The sequence below is a fragment of the Vreelandella xerophytica genome (genome assembly GCF_968048975.1).
Genome location: NZ_OZ309106.1, coordinates 2,343,762 through 2,366,863 on the forward strand (window position 1 = coordinate 2,343,762; position 23,102 = coordinate 2,366,863).

At 56.2% G+C, this 23,102-nt stretch carries 21 protein-coding genes; 1 reads left to right on the top strand and 20 read right to left on the bottom strand.

The window, feature by feature from the left end; genetic code table 11:
- Positions 1-25 precede the first annotated feature (25 nt).
- The 19 genes from ACWF8S_RS11095 to yrfG form a co-directional block, all read right to left on the bottom strand.
- The gene (locus ACWF8S_RS11095) at positions 26-880 is read right to left on the bottom strand and encodes an alpha/beta hydrolase (RefSeq protein ID WP_447553377.1); all 855 of its coding nucleotides are present in this window, start codon (positions 878-880) and stop codon (positions 26-28) included.
- 12 nt (positions 881-892) lie between these two features.
- On the bottom strand, positions 893-1,396 hold the full coding sequence (locus ACWF8S_RS11100; protein ID WP_447553378.1) for a disulfide bond formation protein B: 504 nt from the start codon (positions 1,394-1,396) through the stop codon (positions 893-895).
- Complete coding sequence (gshA, locus tag ACWF8S_RS11105) at positions 1,393-3,033, bottom strand: glutamate--cysteine ligase (RefSeq protein WP_447553379.1); 1,641 nt, start codon at positions 3,031-3,033, stop codon at positions 1,393-1,395. The genes ACWF8S_RS11100 and gshA overlap by 4 nt, the downstream gene beginning before the upstream one ends.
- A 126-nt stretch (positions 3,034-3,159) precedes the next feature.
- Complete coding sequence (locus ACWF8S_RS11110; RefSeq protein WP_447553380.1) at positions 3,160-5,499, bottom strand: Tex family protein; 2,340 nt, start codon at positions 5,497-5,499, stop codon at positions 3,160-3,162.
- Positions 5,500-5,827: 328 nt separating this feature from the next.
- On the bottom strand, positions 5,828-6,979 hold the full coding sequence (locus ACWF8S_RS11115; protein WP_447553381.1) for a mandelate racemase/muconate lactonizing enzyme family protein: 1,152 nt from the start codon (positions 6,977-6,979) through the stop codon (positions 5,828-5,830).
- Entirely contained in the window at positions 6,979-8,196 is a 1,218-nt protein-coding gene (locus tag ACWF8S_RS11120) for an alpha-hydroxy acid oxidase (RefSeq protein ID WP_447556590.1), read from the bottom strand. Before ACWF8S_RS11120 ends, ACWF8S_RS11115 begins: the two co-directional genes overlap by 1 nt.
- A gap of 22 nt (positions 8,197-8,218) precedes the next feature.
- A complete protein-coding gene (locus tag ACWF8S_RS11125; protein WP_447553382.1) occupies positions 8,219-9,136 on the bottom strand; it encodes a dihydrodipicolinate synthase family protein in 918 nt (305 codons plus the stop codon).
- A 38-nt stretch (positions 9,137-9,174) separates the two neighbouring features.
- The gene (locus tag ACWF8S_RS11130) at positions 9,175-9,876 is read right to left on the bottom strand and encodes a GntR family transcriptional regulator (protein WP_447553383.1); all 702 of its coding nucleotides are present in this window, start codon (positions 9,874-9,876) and stop codon (positions 9,175-9,177) included.
- 34 nt (positions 9,877-9,910) lie between these two features.
- The gene (locus ACWF8S_RS11135; RefSeq protein WP_447553384.1) at positions 9,911-10,684 is read right to left on the bottom strand and encodes a sulfite exporter TauE/SafE family protein; all 774 of its coding nucleotides are present in this window, start codon (positions 10,682-10,684) and stop codon (positions 9,911-9,913) included.
- Positions 10,677-11,108 carry a PaaI family thioesterase gene (locus ACWF8S_RS11140; RefSeq protein ID WP_447553385.1) on the bottom strand — a complete coding sequence of 144 codons (432 nt, stop codon included), beginning with the start codon at positions 11,106-11,108 and terminating at the stop codon, positions 10,677-10,679. Before ACWF8S_RS11140 ends, ACWF8S_RS11135 begins: the two co-directional genes overlap by 8 nt.
- Positions 11,105-12,625 (bottom strand): tripartite tricarboxylate transporter permease, encoded by a 1,521-nt coding sequence (locus tag ACWF8S_RS11145; protein ID WP_447553386.1) that lies wholly within the window; start codon positions 12,623-12,625, stop codon positions 11,105-11,107. The genes ACWF8S_RS11140 and ACWF8S_RS11145 overlap by 4 nt, the downstream gene beginning before the upstream one ends.
- A 28-nt stretch (positions 12,626-12,653) precedes the next feature.
- Positions 12,654-13,091, bottom strand: coding sequence for a tripartite tricarboxylate transporter TctB family protein (locus tag ACWF8S_RS11150; protein WP_447553387.1), 438 nt, complete (start codon positions 13,089-13,091; stop codon positions 12,654-12,656).
- A gap of 73 nt (positions 13,092-13,164) precedes the next feature.
- Positions 13,165-14,148 (bottom strand): Bug family tripartite tricarboxylate transporter substrate binding protein, encoded by a 984-nt coding sequence (locus tag ACWF8S_RS11155; RefSeq protein WP_447553388.1) that lies wholly within the window; start codon positions 14,146-14,148, stop codon positions 13,165-13,167.
- A gap of 74 nt (positions 14,149-14,222) precedes the next feature.
- A complete protein-coding gene (locus ACWF8S_RS11160; protein ID WP_447553389.1) occupies positions 14,223-15,023 on the bottom strand; it encodes an enoyl-CoA hydratase in 801 nt (266 codons plus the stop codon).
- A 14-nt stretch (positions 15,024-15,037) separates the two neighbouring features.
- Positions 15,038-16,234, bottom strand: a complete 1,197-nt coding sequence (locus ACWF8S_RS11165; RefSeq protein ID WP_447553390.1) for a CaiB/BaiF CoA transferase family protein — start codon at positions 16,232-16,234, stop codon at positions 15,038-15,040.
- A gap of 240 nt (positions 16,235-16,474) precedes the next feature.
- On the bottom strand, positions 16,475-18,031 hold the full coding sequence (locus tag ACWF8S_RS11170) for a phosphoenolpyruvate carboxykinase (protein ID WP_447553391.1): 1,557 nt from the start codon (positions 18,029-18,031) through the stop codon (positions 16,475-16,477).
- Between the two features lie 324 nt (positions 18,032-18,355).
- Positions 18,356-19,231 (bottom strand): Hsp33 family molecular chaperone HslO, encoded by an 876-nt coding sequence (hslO, locus tag ACWF8S_RS11175; RefSeq protein ID WP_447553392.1) that lies wholly within the window; start codon positions 19,229-19,231, stop codon positions 18,356-18,358.
- A gap of 59 nt (positions 19,232-19,290) precedes the next feature.
- Complete coding sequence (locus ACWF8S_RS11180) at positions 19,291-19,680, bottom strand: RNA-binding S4 domain-containing protein (RefSeq protein WP_447553393.1); 390 nt, start codon at positions 19,678-19,680, stop codon at positions 19,291-19,293.
- Positions 19,680-20,357, bottom strand: coding sequence for a GMP/IMP nucleotidase (gene yrfG, locus ACWF8S_RS11185; RefSeq protein ID WP_447553394.1), 678 nt, complete (start codon positions 20,355-20,357; stop codon positions 19,680-19,682). Before yrfG ends, ACWF8S_RS11180 begins: the two co-directional genes overlap by 1 nt.
- A gap of 71 nt (positions 20,358-20,428) precedes the next feature.
- Here yrfG and nudE point away from each other — a divergent pair, with 71 nt between their 5' ends.
- Positions 20,429-21,082, top strand: coding sequence for an ADP compounds hydrolase NudE (nudE, locus tag ACWF8S_RS11190; RefSeq protein ID WP_447553395.1), 654 nt, complete (start codon positions 20,429-20,431; stop codon positions 21,080-21,082).
- A 157-nt stretch (positions 21,083-21,239) separates the two neighbouring features.
- On the opposite strand, the gene ilvD is transcribed toward nudE, so the two are convergent.
- Positions 21,240-23,084: a dihydroxy-acid dehydratase gene (gene ilvD / locus ACWF8S_RS11195; protein ID WP_447556591.1), complete on the bottom strand. Its 1,845-nt coding sequence runs from the start codon at positions 23,082-23,084 to the stop codon at positions 21,240-21,242.
- Positions 23,085-23,102: the final 18 nt, after the last annotated feature.

The following is a 23,102-nucleotide window of genomic DNA, read 5'->3' on the forward strand; positions in this document are numbered from 1 at the left end:
CATGGATAGCGCCCCAGCCGAGGCGCTATCCAATAGCGTGAAACGCTTTAATCCACTCAACAAAGCAGCTACCTTCCCGGTAGTGCTCGAGAATCGAGAAATGGTCGTCTTCTTCGAATCTGTGCTGGCCCACCTGCTGGCCCGCTTGCGCCAGATGATTACCGAAATCGACCATCTGCTGTTCAAACCCTTCGGGCTCCTGCCCGCCTACTACCAGATGAACGGGCACCTGAACATATGGCGTCAACCCCAAGGGGCTGAACTCCTCGACCTCGCGTCCGGTCAATTGAAGCTTGGGCTGCAGCCACGACCATGGAAACGGGCGCAGGTCATAAAGCCCGCTTACACACAGCGCGCCGCGAATCATGTGATTGGGCAAGCCAAAAACACGCGCCCAGTCCGTTGCGACCAGCATCGCGCACAGGTGCCCGCCCGCGGAATGGCCTGACACACTCAACTGGTCAGGGTCGACATTCAGGTCAGCGGCGTTTCGGTAAACGTAGGCGATTGCCGCCTGGCTTTGACGAACCAGTTCACTAAAGCGTACCTGCGGGCACAGCGCATAGTTGACCACGACGACGGTAATCCCCGACGCCACCAGGCCATCGACGATAAAACTGAATTCACGATGACCAAGCGAGCGCCAATAGCCGCCGTGGTAGAACACATGTACCGGCGCTTGCGGGCGCGATGCATGAAAGATATCCATCCGCTCGGCCAGGGTAGGCCCGTAAGCCAGGTCTTGGGTTACGCGGTGCCTGGCACGCGATACTTCGCTGCGCTTGCGCCAATCACTGACCAGTACGCTGGGGTCTCGCCCGAGCATCGGGTCGTAAGCCCGGTCAATGTCTTCTTGCGTCGCGTAATGTCGATAAAGCACGCCCGCTCTCCTCTACCGATGGCGAAACGCCAGCCACAGCATACGCAGCGGCACCGCCGCGAGAATGATGAAACCGAGCAGTGTCCAGGCCGGCAGCGACAGACCCAGGAAGGTAAAGTCGATCTCGGCGCACTCGCCGGAGCCGGTGAGCACCATGGCGACGACCTCCTGCATGGGCAGGATATCCATCATGTAATCAAGGCCCGGCCCGCAGGAGGGAACCTCGCTGGCGGGCAGGTGCTGAAGCCATACGTGGCGCCCGGCGATGAACGCACCGGTACCCACGCTTAAAAGCCCTAACACAGCGTATACGCTTTTACCCACCGTCCCTTTAGGGTTATGCAGCGCGGCGAGCAAGAAGATGATGCCGGCTGCAATGACCGCGACACGCTGGAAGATACACAGCGGGCACGGGTCCAGTCCCACCAGGTGCTCAAGGACCAGTGCCACCGTCATCATCAGTGCACAGAAGGCAACGCCGCCCCAGGCGATGGGACGGATGGCGGAAGCTATCATTCTGATTCCTCTGGCGTGATCGCCGAAAAGGCGCGCGTTTCGCGGGCCTTGGTAAAGTATCGATCCAGAAACTCATCGAAGGATGTCTCATCCGCCGCTTCGATATCGTGCTGCTGCTGGTGCGAGGTTTCGATCAACTGCGCCAGCAATGCCTCGCGGGAGCGCAGCATGGGCGTCGATTTCAGCGCCTGGCTCTGCTCCTGAGCAAGCGCCAAAAGCGTATCGCTGAGTGAGCCGTTACCCTCTTTCAAACGCGCCAGCATCTGGCCGGAGAGTGTCTGCTCGGGATGTTGAAGCCGCGGGGCGAGTGCGGCCAACGCCGCCTGGTGCAAAGCGCTCTCCTCCACCGCATCCAGCAGGCGGGCCACCTCGCCCATTTCGGCAAAGATCTGTTCGCCCCAGGCGGGCAGCGAGATCTCTTCACCGTCACGCAGCAGCTTGAGTGCCGGGTCGCGGCCGCGCTCGACGACCAGACGACGGTTGTCGTCCAGGCGGTCGCACTCCTCATCGGAAATCCAGGGGCTATCGCTCAGCAGACACCAGAGCAGGAAGGTATCGACGAAGCGCATCTGGTCTTCGGTGACGCCGAGTGGATCAAAGGGGTTCAAATCCAGGCAGCGCACTTCGATATACTCGACGCCGCGCGCCTCGAGCGCCTGGCTTGGCGTTTCGTTGTGCCTGGCCACGCGCTTGGGGCGTATGTCGCTGTAGTACTCGTTTTCGATCTGCAGGATATTGGCATTGAGCTGACGCCACTCGCCGTCGATGTTGACCCCCAGTTTCTCGTAGTCCGGCCAGGGCGACGAGATGGCGTGGCGCAACGTGTTGACGTAATTCGATAGCGAGTTGAAGCAGATCTTGAGCTGCTCCTGCACCTTGTTCTGGTAGCCCAGATCCGACATGCGAAGCGTGGTGGCATAGGGAGCGTAGTAGGTATCGTCGCCCAACGGCTCGAGCTTGTCGGGTATCTTGCCATCCGGCAGAAAGCTTTTATCGATCGCAGGCGAGGCGCCGAAAAGATACAAAAGCAGCCAGCTGTGACGCCGAAAATGCCGGATCATGCCGAAGTAGCGCGTGGAGCGGTAGTCGTTGAACGGGATATTGGTGGCTTTCTCAAGCTCGCGCAGGGCGTGCCACATATCCTCGGGCAGCGATACGTTGTAGTGCACCCCGGCAATGGCCTGCATGATGCGCCCGTAGCGAACATCCAGCCCTTTTCGATAGACATGCTTCATGGTGCCGACATTCGAAGAACCGTAATCGGCGATAGGCACGCTGTCGTTCCCTGACAGCCTGGAGGGCATGCTGCCCGGCCAGATCCACTCGTTGTCCAGATGCTGGTAGGTAAAGGTGTGCAGGTCGGATAAAAACGCCAGCGCCTCCCGAGGCTCGGAGTAGACCGGGGTAATGTACTCCAGCAGTGATTCCGAGTAGTCGGTGGTGATATGCGGATGGGTCAGTTTCGATCCAAGCGCGTCGGGATGGGGGGTCTGGGCGATATGGCCGTTGGCGTCCACCCGCAATCCCTCTTTTTCCAATCCACGCCGCAGCCGCCCCAACCGGCCCAGGCGGGCGCTAGGCAGCAAGCGCTCGACCTGAGCAGTGAGTGACGGTGGCACATTGAGAGGCTCAGTCAAAACGAACACTCCTTGTCAAAAGGCCCGCGCAGCAGGCCTTGGTAAAATCTGCAGGACCAGCCGTTAGACTAGTCGTTAATAGCGCCAAGGATATGGCGCGGTAACCGGAATATTCAAGACGCGCGACTATTTGCCCTGTCTGGCCTTGAGTAGCGCCGCCCCCAGCGCGCCCATCGATGACTCGGCGGCGGGTTTTTCACGGCTGCCATGCGCGCTTTTCTGCGCCCGGGGGGCCTTGCGGCTTTCGTCTTTGCTGCTGCCCTGTTCGCTTTCGATTTCATCGCTCATGCGCATGGAAAGCCCTACCCGCTTGCGCGCAATATCCACGCTCATTACCTTGACCTTGACGATGTCCCCCGCTTTCACGACGGACCTCGGGTCTTCGACAAATTTCTCGGACAGCGCGGAAATATGCACCAGACCGTCCTGATGAACGCCTACATCCACAAAGGCGCCAAAATGCGTAACGTTGGTCACCGTGCCCTCCAGCACCATGCCAAGGGTCAGGTCACTGAGCTTTTCGACACCCTCACGAAACTCGGCGGCCTTGAACTCCGGGCGCGGGTCGCGGCCGGGCTTATCCAGCTCCTTGAAGATATCGCTGACCGTCGGCACCCCGAAACGCTCATCGGCAAACGCTGCCGGGTCAAGCCCTTTCAGGGCCTGACTGTCACCCACCAGACCTTTCACATCGCGCCCGCTCTGCTTGGCAATCCGTTCGACCAGCGTGTAGGCCTCGGGGTGAACACCGCTGCCATCCAGAGGGTTATCGCCATTGCGAATGCGCAAGAAGCCGGCGCACTGCTCGAAGGTCTTCGGCCCCAGTCGGCTCACATCCAGGAGCGCCTTGCGGCTCTTGAACGCGCCAAGCTGGTTACGCTGGGCCACGATGTTTTCCGCAATTACCGCGGAAAGCCCCGCGACACGAGAAAGCAGCGCGCTGGAAGCGGTATTGAGATCCACGCCGACCGCGTTGACACAGTCCTCGATCACGGCCTCCAGGCTCTTGGAGAGCTGCAGCTGGGAAACATCGTGCTGGTACTGCCCGACCCCGATGGATTTGGGCTCGATCTTGACAAGCTCGGCAAGCGGGTCCTGCAGACGCCGGGCTATCGACACCGCCCCGCGCACGGTCACGTCCAGGTCCGGCAGCTCCCTGGAGGCGTACTCGGAAGCCGAATAAACGGAAGCCCCCGCCTCGGACACCATCACCTTGCTCAAACGCTGCTCCGGGGCCAGCGCCTTGACCAGTTCCCCCGCCAGCTTGTCCGTCTCGCGGCTCGCGGTGCCGTTGCCTACCGCCACCAGCTCCACGTCATGGCGCTTGACCAGCCGGGTGAGCTCCGCCAGCGACTCGGCCCAGCGGTTTTGCGGCGCGTGGGGAAAGATCGTGGCCTGATCCACGAACTGCCCGGTGGCATCCACCACGGCCACCTTGCAACCGGTGCGCAGGCCCGGGTCCAGCGCCAGGGTCACTTTCTGCCCCGCCGGCGCGGCCAGCAGCAGATCCTTCAGGTTCGCCGCAAAGACATCAATGGCGGTCTGCTCGGCCTGTTCACGCAAACGCCCCAGCAACTCGGTTTCAAGCGCCGTGTAGAGCTTCACTCGCCAGGTCCAACGCACCACCTCGCCCAACCATTTATCGGCCGGTCTACCCTGATCTTCAATGCCCACCTGCTTGGCGATAGCCACCTGGGCAGGATGAACCTTCGCCTCGTCTTCACCGGGCAGACGAATGGCCAGGCTCAGAATGCCTTCGTTGCGCCCACGAAACATGGCCAGCGCCCGGTGCGAAGGCACCTTGGCCAGCTTCTCGTCGTGTTCGAAGTAATCAGAGAACTTGGCGCCCTCCTGCGCCTTCCCATCCAGCATACGCGCACTCAGCTCGCCCTCCTGCCAAAGCCGCTCGCGCAATCGACCGATCAGCTCCGGGTCCTCGGCAAAGCGCTCCATCAGGATCTGCTTGGCGCCGTCAAGCGCCGCCTTGGCGTCCTCGATGGCAGGTACGTCGCCTTCGGCCGGGCGGAAATAGCGCTGAGCTTCGCCTTCCGGCGCAAGCGTCGGGTCGCCCAGAAGCGCATCGGCCAAGGGTTCAAGGCCCGCTTCCCGGGCAATCTGTGCCTTGGTGCGACGCTTTTTCTTGAATGGCAGGTACAGATCTTCCAGGCGCTGCTTGGTCTCGGCGGCGTCGATACTCGCCTTCAACGCACTGTCCAGCTTGCCCTGTTCGTCGATGGCGGCCAGTACCGCGCCACGGCGCTCTTCCAGCTCGCGCAGGTAACGCAGACGCTCATCGAGCTGGCGCAGCTGGCTGTCATCCAGGGCGCCGGTCACCTCTTTACGGTAGCGGGCAATGAAAGGCACGGTCGCGCCTTCATCGAGTAGCGCCACCGTAGCCTTTACCTGCTCCGTCCTGACGCCCAGCTCCTCGGCCAAGCGCGAAATAATTCGTTGTTTCACATCCATACGTGCCACTGACTCATTGCCGACTTTTAAATGCCGACACGGTACCACAAAGGGATGGCGGTGGCATGAAATGGCGTTCTCGAGACAAGGACCGTATTACGGCAATATGAGTGTCGCTACCAGCGCCTAGTCATCGGCACAGGCTTACTAGGTTGAACTGCTTATCTGGTAACGCAGGCCCCTCTACCGTATGGCCTGCAGTTGCCCAAGCCTCACCTCGCTTCAAACCGTAGTAATTGAAGACTAGCTGTTTCCACCTGACTGTAGCGTTTGATTACCACGAAAAGATAGCCTGGCACCATTTATAGAAGAGGGTTCTCATTGATGATCACACCTTTACTCTATAGCCGTGCGCATCGTGGTGGTCTGACAACAACTGGCGCGGTTCAGCGACATGCGCCGCCGCTAGCGCTTCGTAATTGGGCTTGAATCCAAGTCCGGGCAGACCAGAAAGCTTCATAACGCCATCAATGGGATCAGGTGTTCCGGTGAAAAAGTGCTTACTTACCTGCCAAATACCATAGTGGAACTCAACTGCCCCGCCATTCATCACTCCGCATAGTAAGTGCATATTAAAAATAGGCCAGCCGCCGCCGTTCGACATAGGAAGGTTAAACGCCTGAGCCATATATGCTACCTTCAACGACTCGGTGAAGCCGCCGTTGTAGATAACATTGGGCTGAATGATATCCACGGCGCGCTTTGCAATGAGGTCTCGATAGCGAAAGCGGTGACCTTCCATTTGCCCAACCGCAATAGGCACACGGACGTTAGCTCGCAAATCGCATAAAGCATCAACATCGTTAACGTACAAGGGTTCCTCGAACCACAAAAGGTTGCAGGACTCCACAGCCATAGCTAAATAGCGAGCTTCCAAAGGATCGAAACGGCAGTTAGCATCGATTACCAGACCGATATCGTCGCCTACTGCATCGCGAACGTGTCTAACTCTTCGAGCGTCATCTTGCCAGGTACGATCCGGATTACCTCCCACGATCATCTTCAACGTACGGTGTCCTTCATCCAAAGAGCGCTTGGCCTGTACGATCAATTCATCATCGTCCAATGAAGGGTAGCCAAAGGTGACATAGGTTGGCGCCCAGTCACGATATCCGCCCAACAGTTCGTGAATGGAACTTCCCGTGTGCTTGCCGAGTAGATCCCATAAGGCGATATCGATGGCTGATAAAGCATTGGAGATCACGCCAGTGTAGCCCCGTGAGTTCAGATGGTGCCAAATATGGCTATGGATCGCCTCGCGATGCAGGGCGTTTTTACCCATAAGCGCCGGTGCAAGATGATGCTCGATGCAGTTGACGACCGCCCAAGGCAACATGGCCCCGGTCAATCCAAACCCTGTCAATCCTTCCTGAGTACTCACTTCTACATACACGAAGATACGTCGCTCGACAGACTCGTTGACCCCAGGCATATGCACATCATGATAATGAACCGTCGCCCTGATATTTTTTATAATCATTAGCTTACCTTGTCAGCTACGTCAGACGTATCGACACCAGTGAAATGGGCGTCCTGCTTAGCAGATTGATACAGACATGCGGGCCCGATCTCCGATAGGCACGTCACTCCTAGAAGTGCCATATTCCGTTCAATTTCGAGTTGAAGCAGGTCGGCTATGTGCTCGACTCCCGACTGACCGGCACAGGCGGCTGCATAGTTGAAGGGCCGCCCGAGAAACACGAAGTCGGCCCCTAGAGCCAAGGCCTTGATCACGTCTGTTCCCCGACGAAATCCGCTATCGATCATGACGGGAATATTGCCTACCCGGCGCTTTATTTCGGGCAGTACGCTAAGCGGTGAAACCGTGCTATCCAGTTGGCGACCACCATGATTAGAGATGATGATTCCATCCACGCCCGCCTCTTGAGCTCGCACTGCGTCGTTTGAGTTGAGCACGCCTTTGACAATGAGTGTTTCGGGCCATAAACGACGAACGAGGTCGAGATAACTCCAGTCAAAGTGTCGGCGGCCTGAAAAATCGCGGGCGGCACGCCGTGAGATAACCGGCGCGCCCCGCTCGGCATGATTGTTCTCGAAGTGGGGCATACCATGGTGAATAAGCGTGCGTAAAAACGTATTGAAAAGCCAGTCAGGTCGCGTCAAACCATCCAGTGCCAAGCGTAGCGTTGGCTTGAGCGGCGAAGTGAACCCCGCCTTGCGAAAGTTATCAGGGTTCGGCGGTACCGGATAATCCAGTGTGATAACGAGCTTCTTGAACCCTGCCTGTTCCACGCGCTGCAAGAGTGCTTCGATTCCCTCGGTGGTGCCAGGTAGATACGCCTGAAACCATTCAGCTCCTTCGACTTTAGCCACCTCCTCCATAGGTACTAATGACGAACCGCTCATGATCATGGGCATGTTTCGCGCTGCCGCCGCACGCGCTAAAACCAGATCGCCTTGATAGGTAGATAGAGCGCTGATGCCCATAGGGGCGATACCGAAAGGTACCGAATAATGCTGCCCATACAAGGTAGTGCCTAAATTGATATGCGAGACATTGATAAACGCGTTGGGCATCAGATCGTAAGCATCGAACGCCCCCCGATTGGTACGCTGGGTTCGTCCATCCTCAGCGACATGGTCAATATAACCGAAAATGGGTCGGGGTAACTTGCTTCGGGCAAGGTGTTCGACATCGTGAAGATTGTGGATTTTCGAAAGAGCGCGCCGAGTCATAAAATTCACGTCGATACTTCTCCTATACTGGGTGACGTATCGCAAAGCCTTCTGCAGCAAGTGCTTGCTGCAGAAGCTCCTGTGAATGATTATCCAGACGCGCCAAGGGGGGCCTGAGCTGCTGCCAGCTATCGTACCTTACCGCCTGCGCCTTGACGGCTTTCATGGCGGCAATCATGGGAAAACCTTCGAACACGTCACGCACACGATTGAGTGCTTGCTGTTGCTGCTCTGCATCGTTGTTTTGCCAAGTAACGCCTAACCGAGCAATCGCTTCGGGGTTGACATTAGCGGTCGCGCTGATACAACCGGCGCCACCGGCCCGTAACGTATCCAGTAAATAACGTTCGCTGCCCGCAAACACTTTAAAGCCACTTTGTGCGAACCTTTCTATAACGGTCTGCGTGAATGTCCAATCACCGCCGCTATCTTTCATACCCACAAATACGCCTGGATAGCACTCACGCAAGCGTTCAATCAGATTCAGAGAAAGCGACACCTGTGCAACGGGGGGGATATGATAAAGATAGATGCGCAAACGTGGGTCGTTGACGCGTTCCACGACTTCGGAGAAATAAGCAAAGAGTCCATCATCTGATACCCCTTTATAGTAGAAAGGGGGCAGCATAAGCACCCCGGCGCACCCCGCCGCTACGGCACTGCACGTAAGTGCTACTGTATCTTCAATATTGCAACTGCCCGTACCCGGTATAAGATCGGCTCCATCAATCCCGGCATCAACGAGTAGTCGAAGTAGCCGCTCTTTCTCTTTGCCTGGTAGTGAATTGGCTTCTGAATTGGTGCCGAAGATAGCAAGTCCTACCTGGTTGTCCAACAGCCATTGGCAATGCTGTATAAACTGTTTATCGTCAACAGAAAAATCAGATAGAAAGGGCGTCATTACAGGTGACCAGACATTTTTAATATTTGTATTTTGCATATGGATTTCCTGCGCATTGTGGTTTTATCGAGAATTAATTATCTATTTTCCTGGTCTTCTTCTAACGACGCCTTACTCAACCACCTGACCAGGCCCTTTTTCACATGTTCAAAACCAGCGGTATAGGCCGCGATTGAATCACCAGCCTCGATGGCCAAAACAATATCATCGTGTTCTGCATTGGATTGCTCCATTGCTACTTTATTCTTGAGAGTAAATTTTCTAACCAAATGTGAATCTTTCACCAAGTCGTCGTAAACGTCAGCGGCGCGCTTATGGTTGGCAACTTGCAAGATATATTCGTGAAATTCAAGATTCATGTGATAATAATCCTGATCGCGTGCTTCTTCGATAGCGGCGCTCATATCCGTCACCATCTTGCGTAGTTTCATCCTCTGATCAAGGCTGCCCCTTTCTGCAGCACACTGACATACAAAACCGGTTATAAACGCTCGAACATCGCTATTTTCTATATACTCTTCTTTAGAGACTTGTTTTACAAAAACACCGCGGTTGGGAATGCTCGTCAACAGGCCCGCACGCTCCAGGCCTCGTCTCGCCTCTCGTACAATACCACGGCTGACGTTCAGTTTTTCGGCAAGCCTTAATTCGTTAACACGATCTCCAGGTTTAAGATGCCCAGTGATAATAAGTCGTTCAAGCTCTTGTGCAACAATCGTTGTTAAAGACGTCAGTTTTCTTTCAGATATAAGGTTGGCCGAATGGCTTACAGGATCCATAGCAACATCTCTAGTTAAATAGTAAATATTTCAATCATATAAATAATTTTTCAAAGGCTATCCATATGAGTCGCACCGACAAAATGGTCAGAATCAACTTCATGAGAAAATCAAAACGATTATTGGATATCTTTTTAAGCACCTTCAGCCCTGCCCATGTTCCTAGAAACCCGACTGCAATCATGGCTATCATCAGCAAGAGCCAGTCAAGGAAAACAAAGCCGGCGAAACCGAAGATGAACGCTTTGGTAAGATGTTGAAGGGACATGATAGCAGAGTGAGTGGCTACTCTGACCAGGCGTTCGGGTGATATATGCTTAAGATATGCCGCGACAATAGAGCCCGCAGCGCCGACAAAACTTGAAAGAAACGTTGTTAGCGCCCCCATTATCATACTGCCCACCAGCCCAATGGAGCGAGCAGGTAAGGCCGGGCCCCAGCACATGTAGAGCATGAAACCCGCGATGAGCAGTTCCAGCATTCCAGGAGGCAACTGCACCAGCAGCCAAGCGGCCATCAAGGCACCGAACAGGATGCCGGGTACAACGGCCAGTAACCGTCTGTAGTCTACATCTCTCCAGATAAAGAAGAATCGACTACTGTTGGCACCCAGCTGCACCATTCCATGCACGGGGATAACGGCAGCGGGGGGCATGATCTGCGCCATTGTCATCACAAGAAGCGCGCTCCCGCCGATACCCATTGCACTGTTGATCCAAGCCGTCACAAGGCTAAGTATAACAAGCATCAGGTTGGCACTGCTGGATAAGGGTGACAGCATATCCAGCCATGTCCATACATTAGCCATTCGCCGGCATCATCCAGGTAGCCGTGGCAAATGCTACTTCCTTGCCGTCATTGCTCAATGCCTTTGACTGCATGAACGCCAGAGCACGTCCACGCTTGATGAAACTACCTTCAAATCGCAGCTCACCTTTATGAATAGGTCTTAAAAACTGAACTTTCATTTCGACCGTGCTTCCGCCCTGCCCCATTACATGATGGATGAGATGTCCCATCGAAATATCCATGGCAGTTGCAATCACTCCACCATGAAGGCTTCCTTGAGGGTTATACAGGTGAGAAGCCACGGGTAGTGTGACATGACACCTGTTCCCTTCGTATCGAATATCGAGCTGAAGTAATTTAGCTAGAAAGAACTGCCCGAATTCAGGTTGTTCAGTTGCAAGCGCGTGCTCGACGATTTTTCTTGTCGCGTTGGTGTCCATCATGCTTTTTTCTCCTTTAGTTTCTCACGGCGGCGCTGTGAATTGAGCAGTGCCCCCCCCAGAATGACTGCCATAAAGAAAGCCAGAATATAAAGCGATGATGAGCGCAGGAAAAAAATGTCGAAAGAGCCGCGACTGATGAGAAGCGTCTGACGTAGAGATTCTTCAGCCATTGGCCCAAGAACCAGTGCCAATACGACCGCTGCAGGAGAGAAACCAAAGCGCTTCATAAAAAAGCCCACGACGCCGGCGCCCAGCATAATGAAAGTTTCGATGAGGCTGGCATTGACGCTAAAGGTTCCTAACGTACATACCACCAACACCAGTGGGGCGAGGATTCGATAAGGAGCCTTGATGATATAAACAAACAGTGGAATGGCGAAAATACTGAGCACGAGCAACGCCATATTACCCAAGTACATGCTGCTGATCAGCCCCCAGGCAAATTCGGGGTTTTGTTCCATGAGCAGCGGCCCCGGGCGAAGCCCCCACATCAAGAAAGCCGCCAGCAGCACCGCTGTTGAGGCAGACCCCGGAATACCCAATGTAAGAAGCGGTACCATGGCTCCGGATGAAGCAGCATTGTTGGCGGACTCAGGAGCTACCAGACCACGCATCTCTCCTTTACCGAACTTTTCCGGGTTCCTCGAGAAGGAGCGCTCAAGAGAGTAAGCCATCAGCGAGGCAATGGTTGCCCCCGCACCGGGTATAATCCCGATCAGAAAGCCCAATAGTGAATTTCTGGGCATCGTGTATTTACAGGAGCTAAAGTCGTTACGTGTGGGCCAAAAGCGGTTTTCATTCTTGTACTGAATAATACCTCCGCTACCGCTTTTATGGGCACCATTGAAGAAGGCGTAAAAAAGTTCTCCAATACCGAACAATCCAATGGCGACAGGAATAAAGTGAACCCCGCCAATCAGCTCAACAGAACCGAAGGTAAATCGCTGGTCTCCCGTTTCCAGGTCCACTCCTACCGTGCCCAGTGCGAAACCTATCAGGGCCGATATCACACCGAGCACCCAGTTGCCGGACATCAAGGCAACCAAAGTCAATAATCCCATTACACACAGCAGAAAGAATTCAGGGGGGCCGAAACTACGCGTTACAAGACTGAATATCGGTGCTAGAAGGGTAATGAGAATGACACCTATTGTTCCACCCACGAACGAGGCACACGCCTGCATGACCAGCGCGGGCCCCGCACGACCCTGTTGCGCCAACGGAAAGCCATCGAAGGTCGAGGCGACTGTGGTGGAGTCTCCCGGTGTATTGAGCAAAATGGCGGTGATAGTGCCTCCGTACATAGCCCCGTAGTAGATGGCCGCTAACATCATGACGGCAGAAATAGGATCCATGCTGAACGTCAAGGGCAGCAAGATCGCGATACCCGCTGAAGGCCCAAAACCGGGTATAGCACCGATTATCATGCCGATAGACGCCCCAGCGAGCAGGTAGAATAGATTCATTGGCGTGATGGCAACCGATAGTCCCATCAACAGATTGTCGAAGATTTCCATTTTTACACTCTTCTTGTTGTGGGAACTATCACCAGATACCCATTGGCAGTGATGCATTGAGTATCTGACCGAACAGCACATAAACCGCAAAAGGCACTGTCAGGGTAATCGCGCCATTCATCAGAAGATGCCTGGAGTTGAAGTAGACCAATACGCCGCCGACAAATAGAGCCGTTGCGATCAGATAACCCGCGAACATGAGTAAAATACCGAAGGAAACCGATAAACCTATTAATACGGTGACATCCTTGACTTGACCTTCAGCCTCTTTTTTAAAAAACTTACCTCCCTTGGCTGCGTTGAACATGGCAATGACGATAGACAGGACGAGAAGTACACCAATGAACCGAGGAAAAAAACCAGGACCAACACGTCCGCGATTGGTCAGAAACGAAAGATCATTAAAAGCCATATAGCTATAGGCAATAGCAATTATCAGTAAAAAAGCATAGAACAGCAGCCTCATGACCATTCTCCTAATAAAGTTTAAAAGGCCGGTGAGTAAAGTACCGGCCTATGATCGAACAGATTCAACCGCGTTAGATCGAACCCGTCTCTGATAGAATGGTTTTGAAATTATTGATAGAGGTCTCGAGAAAATCGGTGAAATCGTCCCCGAGGAGAACATTCTCCGTCAGGAAATTGGCCTCGACATACTGGCGCCATTCAGGTGTTTCCACTACTTCCTGAATGGTGGCGATCCACCACTGCCGCGCTTCCTCGGAAACATCTGGCGGTAGAATCAATCCACGAGGCATGGGAACGGCGGCTTCGCCGACACCTAGTGCCTCAAAGCTCGGCACACCTTCAAGCGCCTGGGGGACATTGTCAGCACTAAACGCCAGGGCTCGAAAATCACCGGCTTCGATCAAGCCAATAATGGAGCCGGGCGTTGCCACCATGGCATCTATCGAGTTGGAGAGTAAGGCCGTGGTCAACTCTCCCTGCTGATTGAAAGGTATATAGTCAAAGTCATAGTCGGCCTCCTCGGACAGCAGTTGAGCGACGATATAATCATTATTGACCGATCCGATACCACCTACGGCTAGAGGGGAACTCTGGGCAGATTCGACAAACTCGTCGAAAGACGTTATATCGCTTTCAGAGTTGACAACGAGTACCTGGTCATCCGCCGCCATAAGCGCAACGTGTGTAAAGTCCAGAGTATTCCATGGGGTATCGGCTTGAAGAGGTGTGGCAATGAAACTGCCACTGGTAGTGGAAATATGGTGTGGATTGCCGCTTTGGCTATAAAGATACCCCCAGCCCACGGCGCCGCTTCCGCCCGGGCGATTGGTCGCCACAATATCGCCTTCATAAAGATCGTACTTTTCGAGAATATCGATTAATGTTCTGGCGAGAACATCGTTGCCCCCTCCGGGCCCGAAAGCAATGGTGACATTGAGCTGTTGTGTAGGATCATAGTCTTCAGCCATTACCATGCCCGAGGATAGAAGCACTCCTCCAGCAGCAAGTACAGCGGGAATTAAAGCTCGTTGACGTATTGTTCTTTTAGTCATCATTTTTTCATACCTTTTATTTAAAATTATTTTGAGGATATACTTGTTTAATGTGAGCGATTACTTCATGAAGTTGTTTACTCTCCCTTGAACCTGGGCTTTCTTTTTTCCTTGAAAGCCTGTTGCCCCTCTTTATAGTCATCGCTTTCAAAACATGCGACGACCATTTCGGCCACCTGCTGCGATGTAGGTGCCTCGTCTTCGTTCAATATACAGCGCACGCCGTTTTTAACAGCTTTCATAGTTAACGGCGCATGTTGGGAAATTGCATCGATACGCGCTTCCACCAGATGTTCAAACTGTTCTTCGGGGATTACCTGGTTGACCAACCCAATACGCGCGGCTTCTTGCCCGTTGAGCGTTCTGGCGGTTAGAAAGAGTTCATAGGTTCGTGAGGCTCCTACGACATCGACAAAACGCTTGATACCGTCAAGGGAATACCCGACGCCCAACTTGCCTGCCGGCATTCTGAATTTAGCCGATTCACTGCAATAACGAAGATCACACGAGAGAGAAAGCCCCATCCCTCCGCCCATGCAGATACCTTGAATGGCAGCAATGGTAGGTTTTTGGCTGCTGCGAAGCGCCGATTGTGCGGAATGTACACTATCAGCGTACACCTGAGCCTGTTCGCGATTGTTACGCTTTTCTCCAAATTCACTAATATCAGCGCCGGACATGAAAGCCTTGCTGCCCTCCCCACGCAATACAATCAAACGTACATCGCTATTATTCTGAGCCTCTTTCACGACTTGACCCAGGGTTTGCCACATCTCAAGAGACATGGCGTTATAGCGACTTTTATTACATATCGTGATTCGCAACACATGATTTAGTATTTCGCTTTTGATATAACCGGCAGATCTATCCTGTTGCATTATGTACACTCCTTTTAGACGGCGCCGATTTCTTTAAGACGAGCGATATCGGCAGTGCTGTAGTTCAGCTCAGTTAGAATTTCATCGGTATGCTCGCCCCACTGGGGGGCAATTTTGACTACATCAGCCCCGGTACGGGATAAATTCACGGGTTGAGTAATAAAGTGTTTTATACCCACCTGATCATCCTCGACCGCCTTCGCCACTTTGAGATGTTGAATCTGAGGATCGTTGAACATCTGGGGTACGGTATAGACAGGGCCTGAAGGGACCCCGGCCTGATTGAGCAAACGCACCCAGTGCTCTACGGGTTGCTCTTTAAACGCTTCCTGGATCAGTTCGTTAAGCTCTTGGCGATGCTGGCGACGCACAGCGATCGTTTCGAAACGAGCGTCCTCCAGCCATTCGTTTTTATCCAGTGCTTCACAGAATTTTATCCATTGACCATCTCCTGACACGCCAATATTGAAAGGACCATCACTACCGTAGAAAAGCCCCATCGGGCAGCTGGTCGGGTGGTCATTACCAGCTTGAATTGGCTCATCTCCTTCGTTGAGGTAACGGGCCGCCTGAAAATCCAGCATGGCAATTTGCGCATGCAATAACGATGTATGTACCCACTGGCCTTCGCCGGACTCCTCGCGTTCAAGCAAGGCGGTGAGAATACCCAGGGCGGTATACAACCCTGCACTCGAATCGGCTACGGCTATACCTGCCCGAACGGGCCCCTGCCCGGGCAAGCCGGTAATCGACATCATACCGCCCATGCCCTGCACAATTTGATCGAATCCTGGCCGCTTGGCATACGGACCGTCTTGCCCAAACCCTGAGATACTTGCAAGGATGATTCGCGGGTTGATTTCTTTCAAAGACTCGTAATCCACCCCCAACCGGGCTTTAACATCGGGGCGCCAGTTTTCGACGATGACATCAGCGTCTTTCACCAGTTGATAAAGCACTTTCTTGGCTTCATCCTTTTTAAGGTTCAGGGTTAAGGAACGCTTGTTACGGTTGAGGTTTTGAAAGTCACCGCCTAGACGCACATCCGCAAACATATTTGCATTTGGATCGACACCCATGGGCGGTTCGATTCGAATGACATCGGCGCCGAAGTCGGCAAGCATACGAACGCAGGTAGGGCCCGCTCTTACTCGAGATAAATCGAGTACGCGAAAGCGCTTTAGCGCGGTTGAAGCCTGAATCTTGCTCATAAATGAAGCCACCTTTCTTGTGTTTATTGTTTACAGTTGACTATAAACTATTAACAGTTGACGCCAAAGTCAACTGACAACCACTGCGGTGGCCTTATTCTTTAGTCTTGTTTACACCCTTGCGAAAGCACTCTAGGCGCATCATGCCGGCGCCAGGCTCAATTACGCAGGATAAGATGCATAAAAAAAACCCCGGCGTTTGCCAAGGTTTTCATGACACGGTAATGTCGCTTTCGATCTTCAGGTCAACTGCGGCCCTGCCTGAACGATGGCCTCACTCACGCCTTCGAATTTCTTGAAGTTGTCCACGAACTTGGTGGCCAGTTCTTTCTGGTGGCGGTCGAAGGCGTCCTGGTCGGCCCAGGTATCGCGGGGGTTCAGAAGGCTTCCGTCCACACCCGGTACGGAGGTGGGCACCTCGAGGTTCAGGCCATCGATGTGCTGAGTGTCGATATCGCGCAGCACGCCGGACTGGATGGCGCTGATGATGGCGCGGGTGGTGGGAATGGAGAAGCGTGACCCGCCCTCACCGTAGGCGCCGCCGGTCCAGCCGGTGTTGACGAGATATACCTGGGCATCTTTCTTGGCCACGCGCTTGATCAGAAGATCCGCGTACTCCCGCGCCGGGCGGGGGAAGAACGGCGCGCCGAAGCAGGTGGAGAACGTGGCGGCCAGGCCCTCAGACGAGCCCATTTCAGTCGAGCCCACCTTGGCGGTGTAACCGGACAGGAAGTGGTAGGCGGCGGCTTCCTTGGAAAGCACGGATACCGGCGGAAGAACCCCGGACATGTCGCAGGTCAGAAAGACGATGGCGCTGGGTTCGCCGGCCAGGTTTTCCGGCACGCGCTTTTCCACGTGCTCCAGCGGGTAGGCGGCGCGGGAGTTCTGGGTCAGGCTGTCGTCGGCGTAGTCGGGTTCGCGGCGATCATTCAGCACCACGTTTTCAAGCACGGTGCCGAACCGGATGGCGTTCCAGATGACCGGCTCGTTCTTCTCGGACAGATCGATGCACTTGGCGTAGCAGCCGCCTTCCATGTTGAAGACGATATCGTCGCCCCAGGCGTGTTCGTCATCGCCGATCAGGTAACGGCCCTGGTCGGCGGAAAGCGTGGTCTTGCCGGTACCGGAGAGTCCGAAGAACAGGCAGGTCTCGCCGTCTTCACCCACGTTGGCGGAGCAGTGCATGGGCAGCACGTCAGACTCGGGCAGCAGGAAGTTCTGCACCGAGAACATGGCTTTCTTCATCTCGCCGGCGTAGCGCATACCCGCAATCAGCACCTTCTTTTCGGCGAAGTTGATGATCACGGCGGCCTCGGAGTTGGTGCCATCGCGGCCGGGGTCACATTCGAATCCCGCGGCGTTGAGGATCGTCCAGACCTCTTTACCCGCCGGATTGTAGGCCAAGGGGCGCACGAACATGGTGCGGCCGAACAGGTTCTGCCAGGCGGTCTCGGTATTTACGCGAACCGGCAGGTAGTGCGTGGCGTCGCTGCCCACGTGCAGCTCGGCCACGAAGTGCTCGTCACGACCCAGATACTCTTCCACCCGCGACCACAGCGTCGAGAACTTGTCGGCGTCGAAGGGGCGGTTGACGCTGCCCCAGTCGATACTGTCACGCGTTCCGGGCTCATCGACGATAAAGCGGTCCTTGGGGGAGCGCCCGGTGCGCTCGCCGGTGTTTACCACCAGGGCACCGTCGGCGGAAAGGCGGCCTTCGCCACGGGCCACGGCGCGCTCGATCAGTTCGGCGCTGCTGAGATTGACGTGGGCTTGAGCGGTGGCTTGAGTCGTGGTCATGTCAATTCCTGGGCTTTAAGGCCGTTTTCTCGTTACAAGCGCAAGGATGAAAAGGCGCTCTGCGACACTGAGTAAGTTCTCCCTGGCCCAAGACGAGCGGGCCAGGCGCTGAAGACCGGCGCATTATGGCAAAAAGAAAGCCCCCGTGAAACGGGGGCTCGAGACAAACGTTTTGTAGTTAAACTACTACAAAGACACGCTTTTTCGTGTTGCGCTGCAGTAATTTTTCAAACACCTGTTTGCCTTTAGTGCTAGAGCCCACGGCCTGCCTTGGGCGATCAGGCACCGTGAATTCGGCCTGTGCTTGCAGGCCTGACTACAAACTCAATGAATCACCGGCGAAGGTGCGTCGGGGCGGTCGATCAGCGCTTCAATTTCCGCCGCGCTGTAGTGATATTTCGTGTGGCAGAAGTGGCATTGCGTCTCGATTTCACCCTGTTCGGCCAGAATATCCTTGAGTTCGGCCTCCCCCAGAGTGTGAAGCGCATGGCTCATCCGCTCCCGCGAGCAGGTACACCCAAAGCGCAGCGCCTTGGGCTCGAATACCCGAACGGTCTCTTCGTGATAAAGCCGGTAGAGCACCTCACGCTGCTCAAGGCCCAGAAGCTCTTCGTCCTTGATGGTTTCGGCCAGGTGCACGCTGCGCTCCCAGGCATCGATATCCTGATTCTGGGAGGCATCCGGCAGACGCTGCAGCAAGAGCCCGCCGGCCTTTTCACCGTCCGCGGCAAGCCACAGACGGGTGGGCAACTGCTCGGACTGGCTGAAGTACGCTTCCAGGCAGCGGCTCAATGTATCGAACTCCAGTGCCACGATGCCCTGATAGCGCTTGCCCTCCCTGGGGTCCAGGGTAATGACGATCTGGCCATCTCCCACCAGGTCGCGAAAGCTTGCGCGCTCGTCGGGCAGTGCGCCTTCCTCTTTCAACCTGGCAATGGCGCGAAGCTCGCCGCCAGGGTTGGATTCGGCCATCAAAAGTGAAAGATCTCCCTGGCCACGCACTTCGATGCTCAGCGTGCCGTCAAGCTTCACCGTATCGGTCAGTAGCGCCACGGCGGCAAGCAGCTCGCCCAGCAGCACGTTGACCGCGTGGGGGTAGCCATGCCGACTGAGCACTTCGTGATAGGTCGAGGCGAGGCTGACGATCTCGCCGCGCACGTTGGTTTGGTCAAACAGAAACCGCTGGATTTGATCAGACATAGATAGCCATTGAGAAATAGATAAACATTGAGAAACAGGCACCAAGGCAGCCTCAGGGCTCACTCCCCCTGATGGCGCTGGAAGCGCTGGATATCCCGGCGCTGCTTCTTGTCGGGGCGCTTGAGCGGGTGCTGCATCACCTCGTTGGTAAGACGGCGGGCTTCGGCTTCCTTGGCACGACGCGTTGCGCTTTCCTGCGTCTCGCCGTACAGCTTGCGGGCCTCGGGGGCACCCCGACGCTGGTCGGAAAGCTCGAGCACTTCGACCTCGTAGATATCCCAGCCCTGAGGCACACGAATCACGGCGCCGACTTCCACGTTCTTGCTGGTTTTGACGCGGGCACCATCGTAGTGCACCTTGCCGCCTTCAATCGCCTTCTTGGCCAGCGCCCGGGTCTTGAAGAACCGCGCGGCCCATAGCCATTTATCCAAGCGAACGCTGTCGCTCATTAACGCTCTCCTTGCTGCTCTGGGGTGTCACCGGGCAGCAGTTGGGCAAATCGGTCCAGGGCAATGAACGCCTGCAGCTCCTTCTCGGGGCGCTGACTGTCAGGCTGCTTGATGCCCATCAGGTACTTGATGCCGAATTCACGGGCGCTTTCGAGCACCCGGGGGTTGTCATCGATGAAGAGTGTGCGGGCCGGGTCGAAGGGTTCGCGCTCTTGCAGGGCAAACCAGAACGCCTGCTCCTCCTTGGCCGCGCCCACATCTTCTGATGAGATGATGGCGTCCAGGTACTTTTCCAACCCCGTGAGCGGGAGTTTCAGGCCAAGACTTGCCCGGTCGGCGTTGGTGGCCAGCACCACCCGGGGGTGAGCGCTTTTAAGCCAGGTCAGAAAATCCAGCGCGTCACTACGCAGGCCGATCAGGTGCTGTACTTCGCGCTTCAACGCCACCACATCGACGTCAAGCTCACGGCTCCAGTAGGCCAGGCTGTACCAGTTCAGCGTGCCCTGCTCGCCGATGATACGCGCGCGCAGGGTTTCCTGGGTGGCCTGATCGAGCTTGTGAAGCTCGACGTAACGCCTGGGCAGGTGCTCGAGCCAGAAGTGGCTATCAAAGTGCAAATCCAGCAGCGTACCGTCCATGTCCAGCAAGACGGTATCGATCTCGCGCCAATCAATCATGGCCACTCCGGTGTCAAATCGGTAAGCGTGCTATTGTAACGTAAGGCGTTTTTTCGAGCCATGGAGGCCCTATGTTCCACCGCGATCCCCCCCGCCCCACGACGGCCCAGGACACACCCCAGGATTCGTCCACGGCGGATACGTCAACCGGCCATCCGGTCAAGCCGCGCATCCTCTCGCGAGAGAGCGTGGCGCAAAGCCAGCTTTTTCATGTCGAGGCGCTGGATCTGCGCTTCTCCAACGGCGAGGAGCGCCGGTTCGAGCGTTTGACCGGCACCGACCGTGGCGCGGTGATGGTGATCGCCATGCCGGACCCGGAACACTTTTTGATGATTCGCGAGTACGCCGCGGGATTCGAGGAGTACGTGCTCACCCTGCCCAAGGGGCTGGTAGACCCGGGCGAGGATGTCATTGCCGCCGCCAACCGCGAGTTGATGGAAGAGTGCGGCTTCGGCGCCGGCCGTATCGAGCCACTGGTCGAGCTCTCCGTGGCGCCCAACTACATGCGCCACCGAATGCAGGTGCTGATGGCAACGGATCTATACCCCAAACGCCTGCCCGGCGACGAGCCGGAACCCTTGATTGTCGAAACCCACGCAATCGAGGATCTGCCCGCCCTGCTGCTGCGCGACGATTTTCACGAAGCTCGCGCCATCGCCGCGCTCTATATTGCACGAGACAAGCTTCGAGAAGAAAAGCGCCTGGAGGCCACGGAGCTGCTTTGAGGGCGGCAACGGCCCTCGTGGCGGTATCAAGCGGCTGGCGCCGCCACGCGGGTGCCTCGCAAGCTCGTTACGCCGCGCTACGGGGCAGCATTGCATGAACCCCGTTCTGTAGCGCGGGTAAGCCGTCAGGCGCACCCGCGGGCGGGGTCGACACTCTCTAATCGAGTTTGGTGAGATCGCGCACGGCGCCTTTATCGGCGGAGGTTGCCAGCAGCGCGTAGGCTTTCAGCGCCGGCGTCACCTTGCGTGGGCGAGCCTCGACAGGCTTCCAGGCCTCCTTGCCCTTGGCGTCCATGGCTTCGCGGCGCCCGGCCAGTTCAGCGTCAGTCAGCTTGACGTTGATCGTCCGGTTGGGGATATCGATCACGATGATATCGCCCTGCTCGACCAGGCCGATCGCCCCGCCTGCGGCGGCTTCCGGCGATACGTGGCCAATCGAAAGGCCCGAGGTGCCACCGGAAAAGCGCCCGTCGGTGAGCAGCGCACACGCCTTGCCAAGCCCCTTGGATTTCAGGTACGAGGTCGGGTAAAGCATTTCCTGCATGCCCGGGCCGCCCTTGGGGCCCTCAAAACGGATGACCACCACGTCGCCCGCTTTCACCTTGCCCTCCAGCACGTCGGCCACGGCCTGATCCTGAGACTCGACCACATGAGCACTGCCTTCGAACAGCAAGATCGAGTCGTCCACTCCGGCAGTCTTGACCACGCAGCCATCCAGCGCAATATTGCCGTAGAGCACGGCCAGGCCGCCCTCCTGGGAGAACGCGTGCTCCAGATCGCGGATACAGCCAGTGGCGCGGTCGCCGTCGAGGCTCGGCCAGCGCGCGCTTTGCGAGAACGCCGTCTGGGTGGGCACACCACCAGGGCCTGCCTTGAAGAACTCGACCGTATCGCTGCTTGGTGAGCGCATGATGTCCCACTCGTCCAGGGCGTCCTTGAGGGTATCGCCATACACGGTGGGTACCGAGGTATCCAGCACGCCGGCACGGTCAAGCTCGCCCAGAATCGCCATGATGCCGCCGGCGCGGTGCACGTCCTCGATATGGTACTTCTGGGTGTTGGGCGCCACCTTGCAAAGCTGAGGCACCTCCCGGGAGAGGCGGTCGATGTCGGCGAGGGTGAAGTCCACCTCGGCCTCCTGGGCGGCGGCCAGCAGGTGCAAGATCGTGTTGGTCGAGCCGCCCATGGCGATATCCAGGGTCATGGCGTTTTCAAACGCGGCCTTGGAGCCAATCGCCCGGGGCAGCAGGTGCGCCTCTTCCCCTTCGTAGTAGCGCTTGGCCAGCTCGACGATCTTGTGGCCGGCGCTCTCGAACAGGCGGCGACGATCAGAGTGGGTGGCAAGCACGGTGCCGTTGCCCGGCAGCGCCAGGCCCAGCGCTTCGGTCAAACAGTTCATGGAATTGGCGGTGAACATGCCCGAGCAGCTCCCGCAGGTGGGGCAGGCGCTGCGCTCGACTTCGGCGAGTGTCTCGTCATCCACACTGTCGTCGGCGGCCATGACCATGGCATCGACCAGGTCGAGCCCGTGGTCCAGAAGCTTTGTCTTGCCCGCCTCCATCGGCCCGCCGGACACGAAGATGACCGGAATGTCGAGGCGCATGGCGGCCATCAGCATGCCGGGAGTGATCTTGTCGCAGTTGGAAATGCACACTAAAGCATCGGCGCAGTGGGCGTTGCACATGTACTCGACGCTGTCGGCGATGATGTCGCGACTCGGCAGCGAATAGAGCATGCCGTCGTGGCCCATGGCGATACCGTCGTCCACGGCGATGGTGTTGAACTCCTTCGCCACGCCGCCGGCCTTCTCGATTTCACGGGCGACCAGCTGGCCCATGTCCTTCAGGTGCACATGGCCCGGCACGAACTGGGTGAACGAGTTGGCCACGGCGATGATCGGCTTGTGAAAATCGTCGTCCTTCATGCCGGTGGCGCGCCAAAGCGCGCGGGCGCCGGCCATGTTGCGGCCGGCGGTGGTGGTACGGGAGCGATACTCGGGCATGGTGTCCTCTACTGCTTT

Excerpts from the sequence above, each read along its gene's own strand:
- ACWF8S_RS11100 (WP_447553378.1), bottom strand. The coding sequence starts at position 1,396 with ATGATAGCTTCCGCCATCCGTCCCATCGCCTGGGGCGGCGTTGCCTTC.
- ACWF8S_RS11170 (WP_447553391.1), bottom strand. The coding sequence starts at position 18,031 with ATGACCACGACTCAAGCCACCGCTCAAGCCCACGTCAATCTCAGCAGC.
- ACWF8S_RS11160 (WP_447553389.1), bottom strand. The coding sequence starts at position 15,023 with ATGCAACAGGATAGATCTGCCGGTTATATCAAAAGCGAAATACTAAAT.
- nudE (WP_447553395.1), top strand. The coding sequence starts at position 20,429 with ATGTTCCACCGCGATCCCCCCCGCCCCACGACGGCCCAGGACACACCC.
- ACWF8S_RS11145 (WP_447553386.1), bottom strand. The coding sequence starts at position 12,625 with ATGGAAATCTTCGACAATCTGTTGATGGGACTATCGGTTGCCATCACG.
- yrfG (WP_447553394.1), bottom strand. The coding sequence starts at position 20,357 with ATGATTGATTGGCGCGAGATCGATACCGTCTTGCTGGACATGGACGGT.
- ACWF8S_RS11125 (WP_447553382.1), bottom strand. The coding sequence starts at position 9,136 with ATGCAAAATACAAATATTAAAAATGTCTGGTCACCTGTAATGACGCCC.
- ACWF8S_RS11110 (WP_447553380.1), bottom strand. The coding sequence starts at position 5,499 with ATGGATGTGAAACAACGAATTATTTCGCGCTTGGCCGAGGAGCTGGGC.
- ACWF8S_RS11140 (WP_447553385.1), bottom strand. The coding sequence starts at position 11,108 with ATGATGGACACCAACGCGACAAGAAAAATCGTCGAGCACGCGCTTGCA.
- ACWF8S_RS11165 (WP_447553390.1), bottom strand. The coding sequence starts at position 16,234 with ATGAGCAAGATTCAGGCTTCAACCGCGCTAAAGCGCTTTCGCGTACTC.
- ACWF8S_RS11180 (WP_447553393.1), bottom strand. The coding sequence starts at position 19,680 with ATGAGCGACAGCGTTCGCTTGGATAAATGGCTATGGGCCGCGCGGTTC.
- ACWF8S_RS11120 (WP_447556590.1), bottom strand. The coding sequence starts at position 8,196 with ATGACTCGGCGCGCTCTTTCGAAAATCCACAATCTTCACGATGTCGAA.
- ACWF8S_RS11150 (WP_447553387.1), bottom strand. The coding sequence starts at position 13,091 with ATGAGGCTGCTGTTCTATGCTTTTTTACTGATAATTGCTATTGCCTAT.
- ACWF8S_RS11155 (WP_447553388.1), bottom strand. The coding sequence starts at position 14,148 with ATGATGACTAAAAGAACAATACGTCAACGAGCTTTAATTCCCGCTGTA.
- ACWF8S_RS11130 (WP_447553383.1), bottom strand. The coding sequence starts at position 9,876 with ATGGATCCTGTAAGCCATTCGGCCAACCTTATATCTGAAAGAAAACTG.
- ACWF8S_RS11135 (WP_447553384.1), bottom strand. The coding sequence starts at position 10,684 with ATGGCTAATGTATGGACATGGCTGGATATGCTGTCACCCTTATCCAGC.
- hslO (WP_447553392.1), bottom strand. The coding sequence starts at position 19,231 with ATGTCTGATCAAATCCAGCGGTTTCTGTTTGACCAAACCAACGTGCGC.
- ilvD (WP_447556591.1), bottom strand. The coding sequence starts at position 23,084 with ATGCCCGAGTATCGCTCCCGTACCACCACCGCCGGCCGCAACATGGCC.
- ACWF8S_RS11115 (WP_447553381.1), bottom strand. The coding sequence starts at position 6,979 with ATGATTATAAAAAATATCAGGGCGACGGTTCATTATCATGATGTGCAT.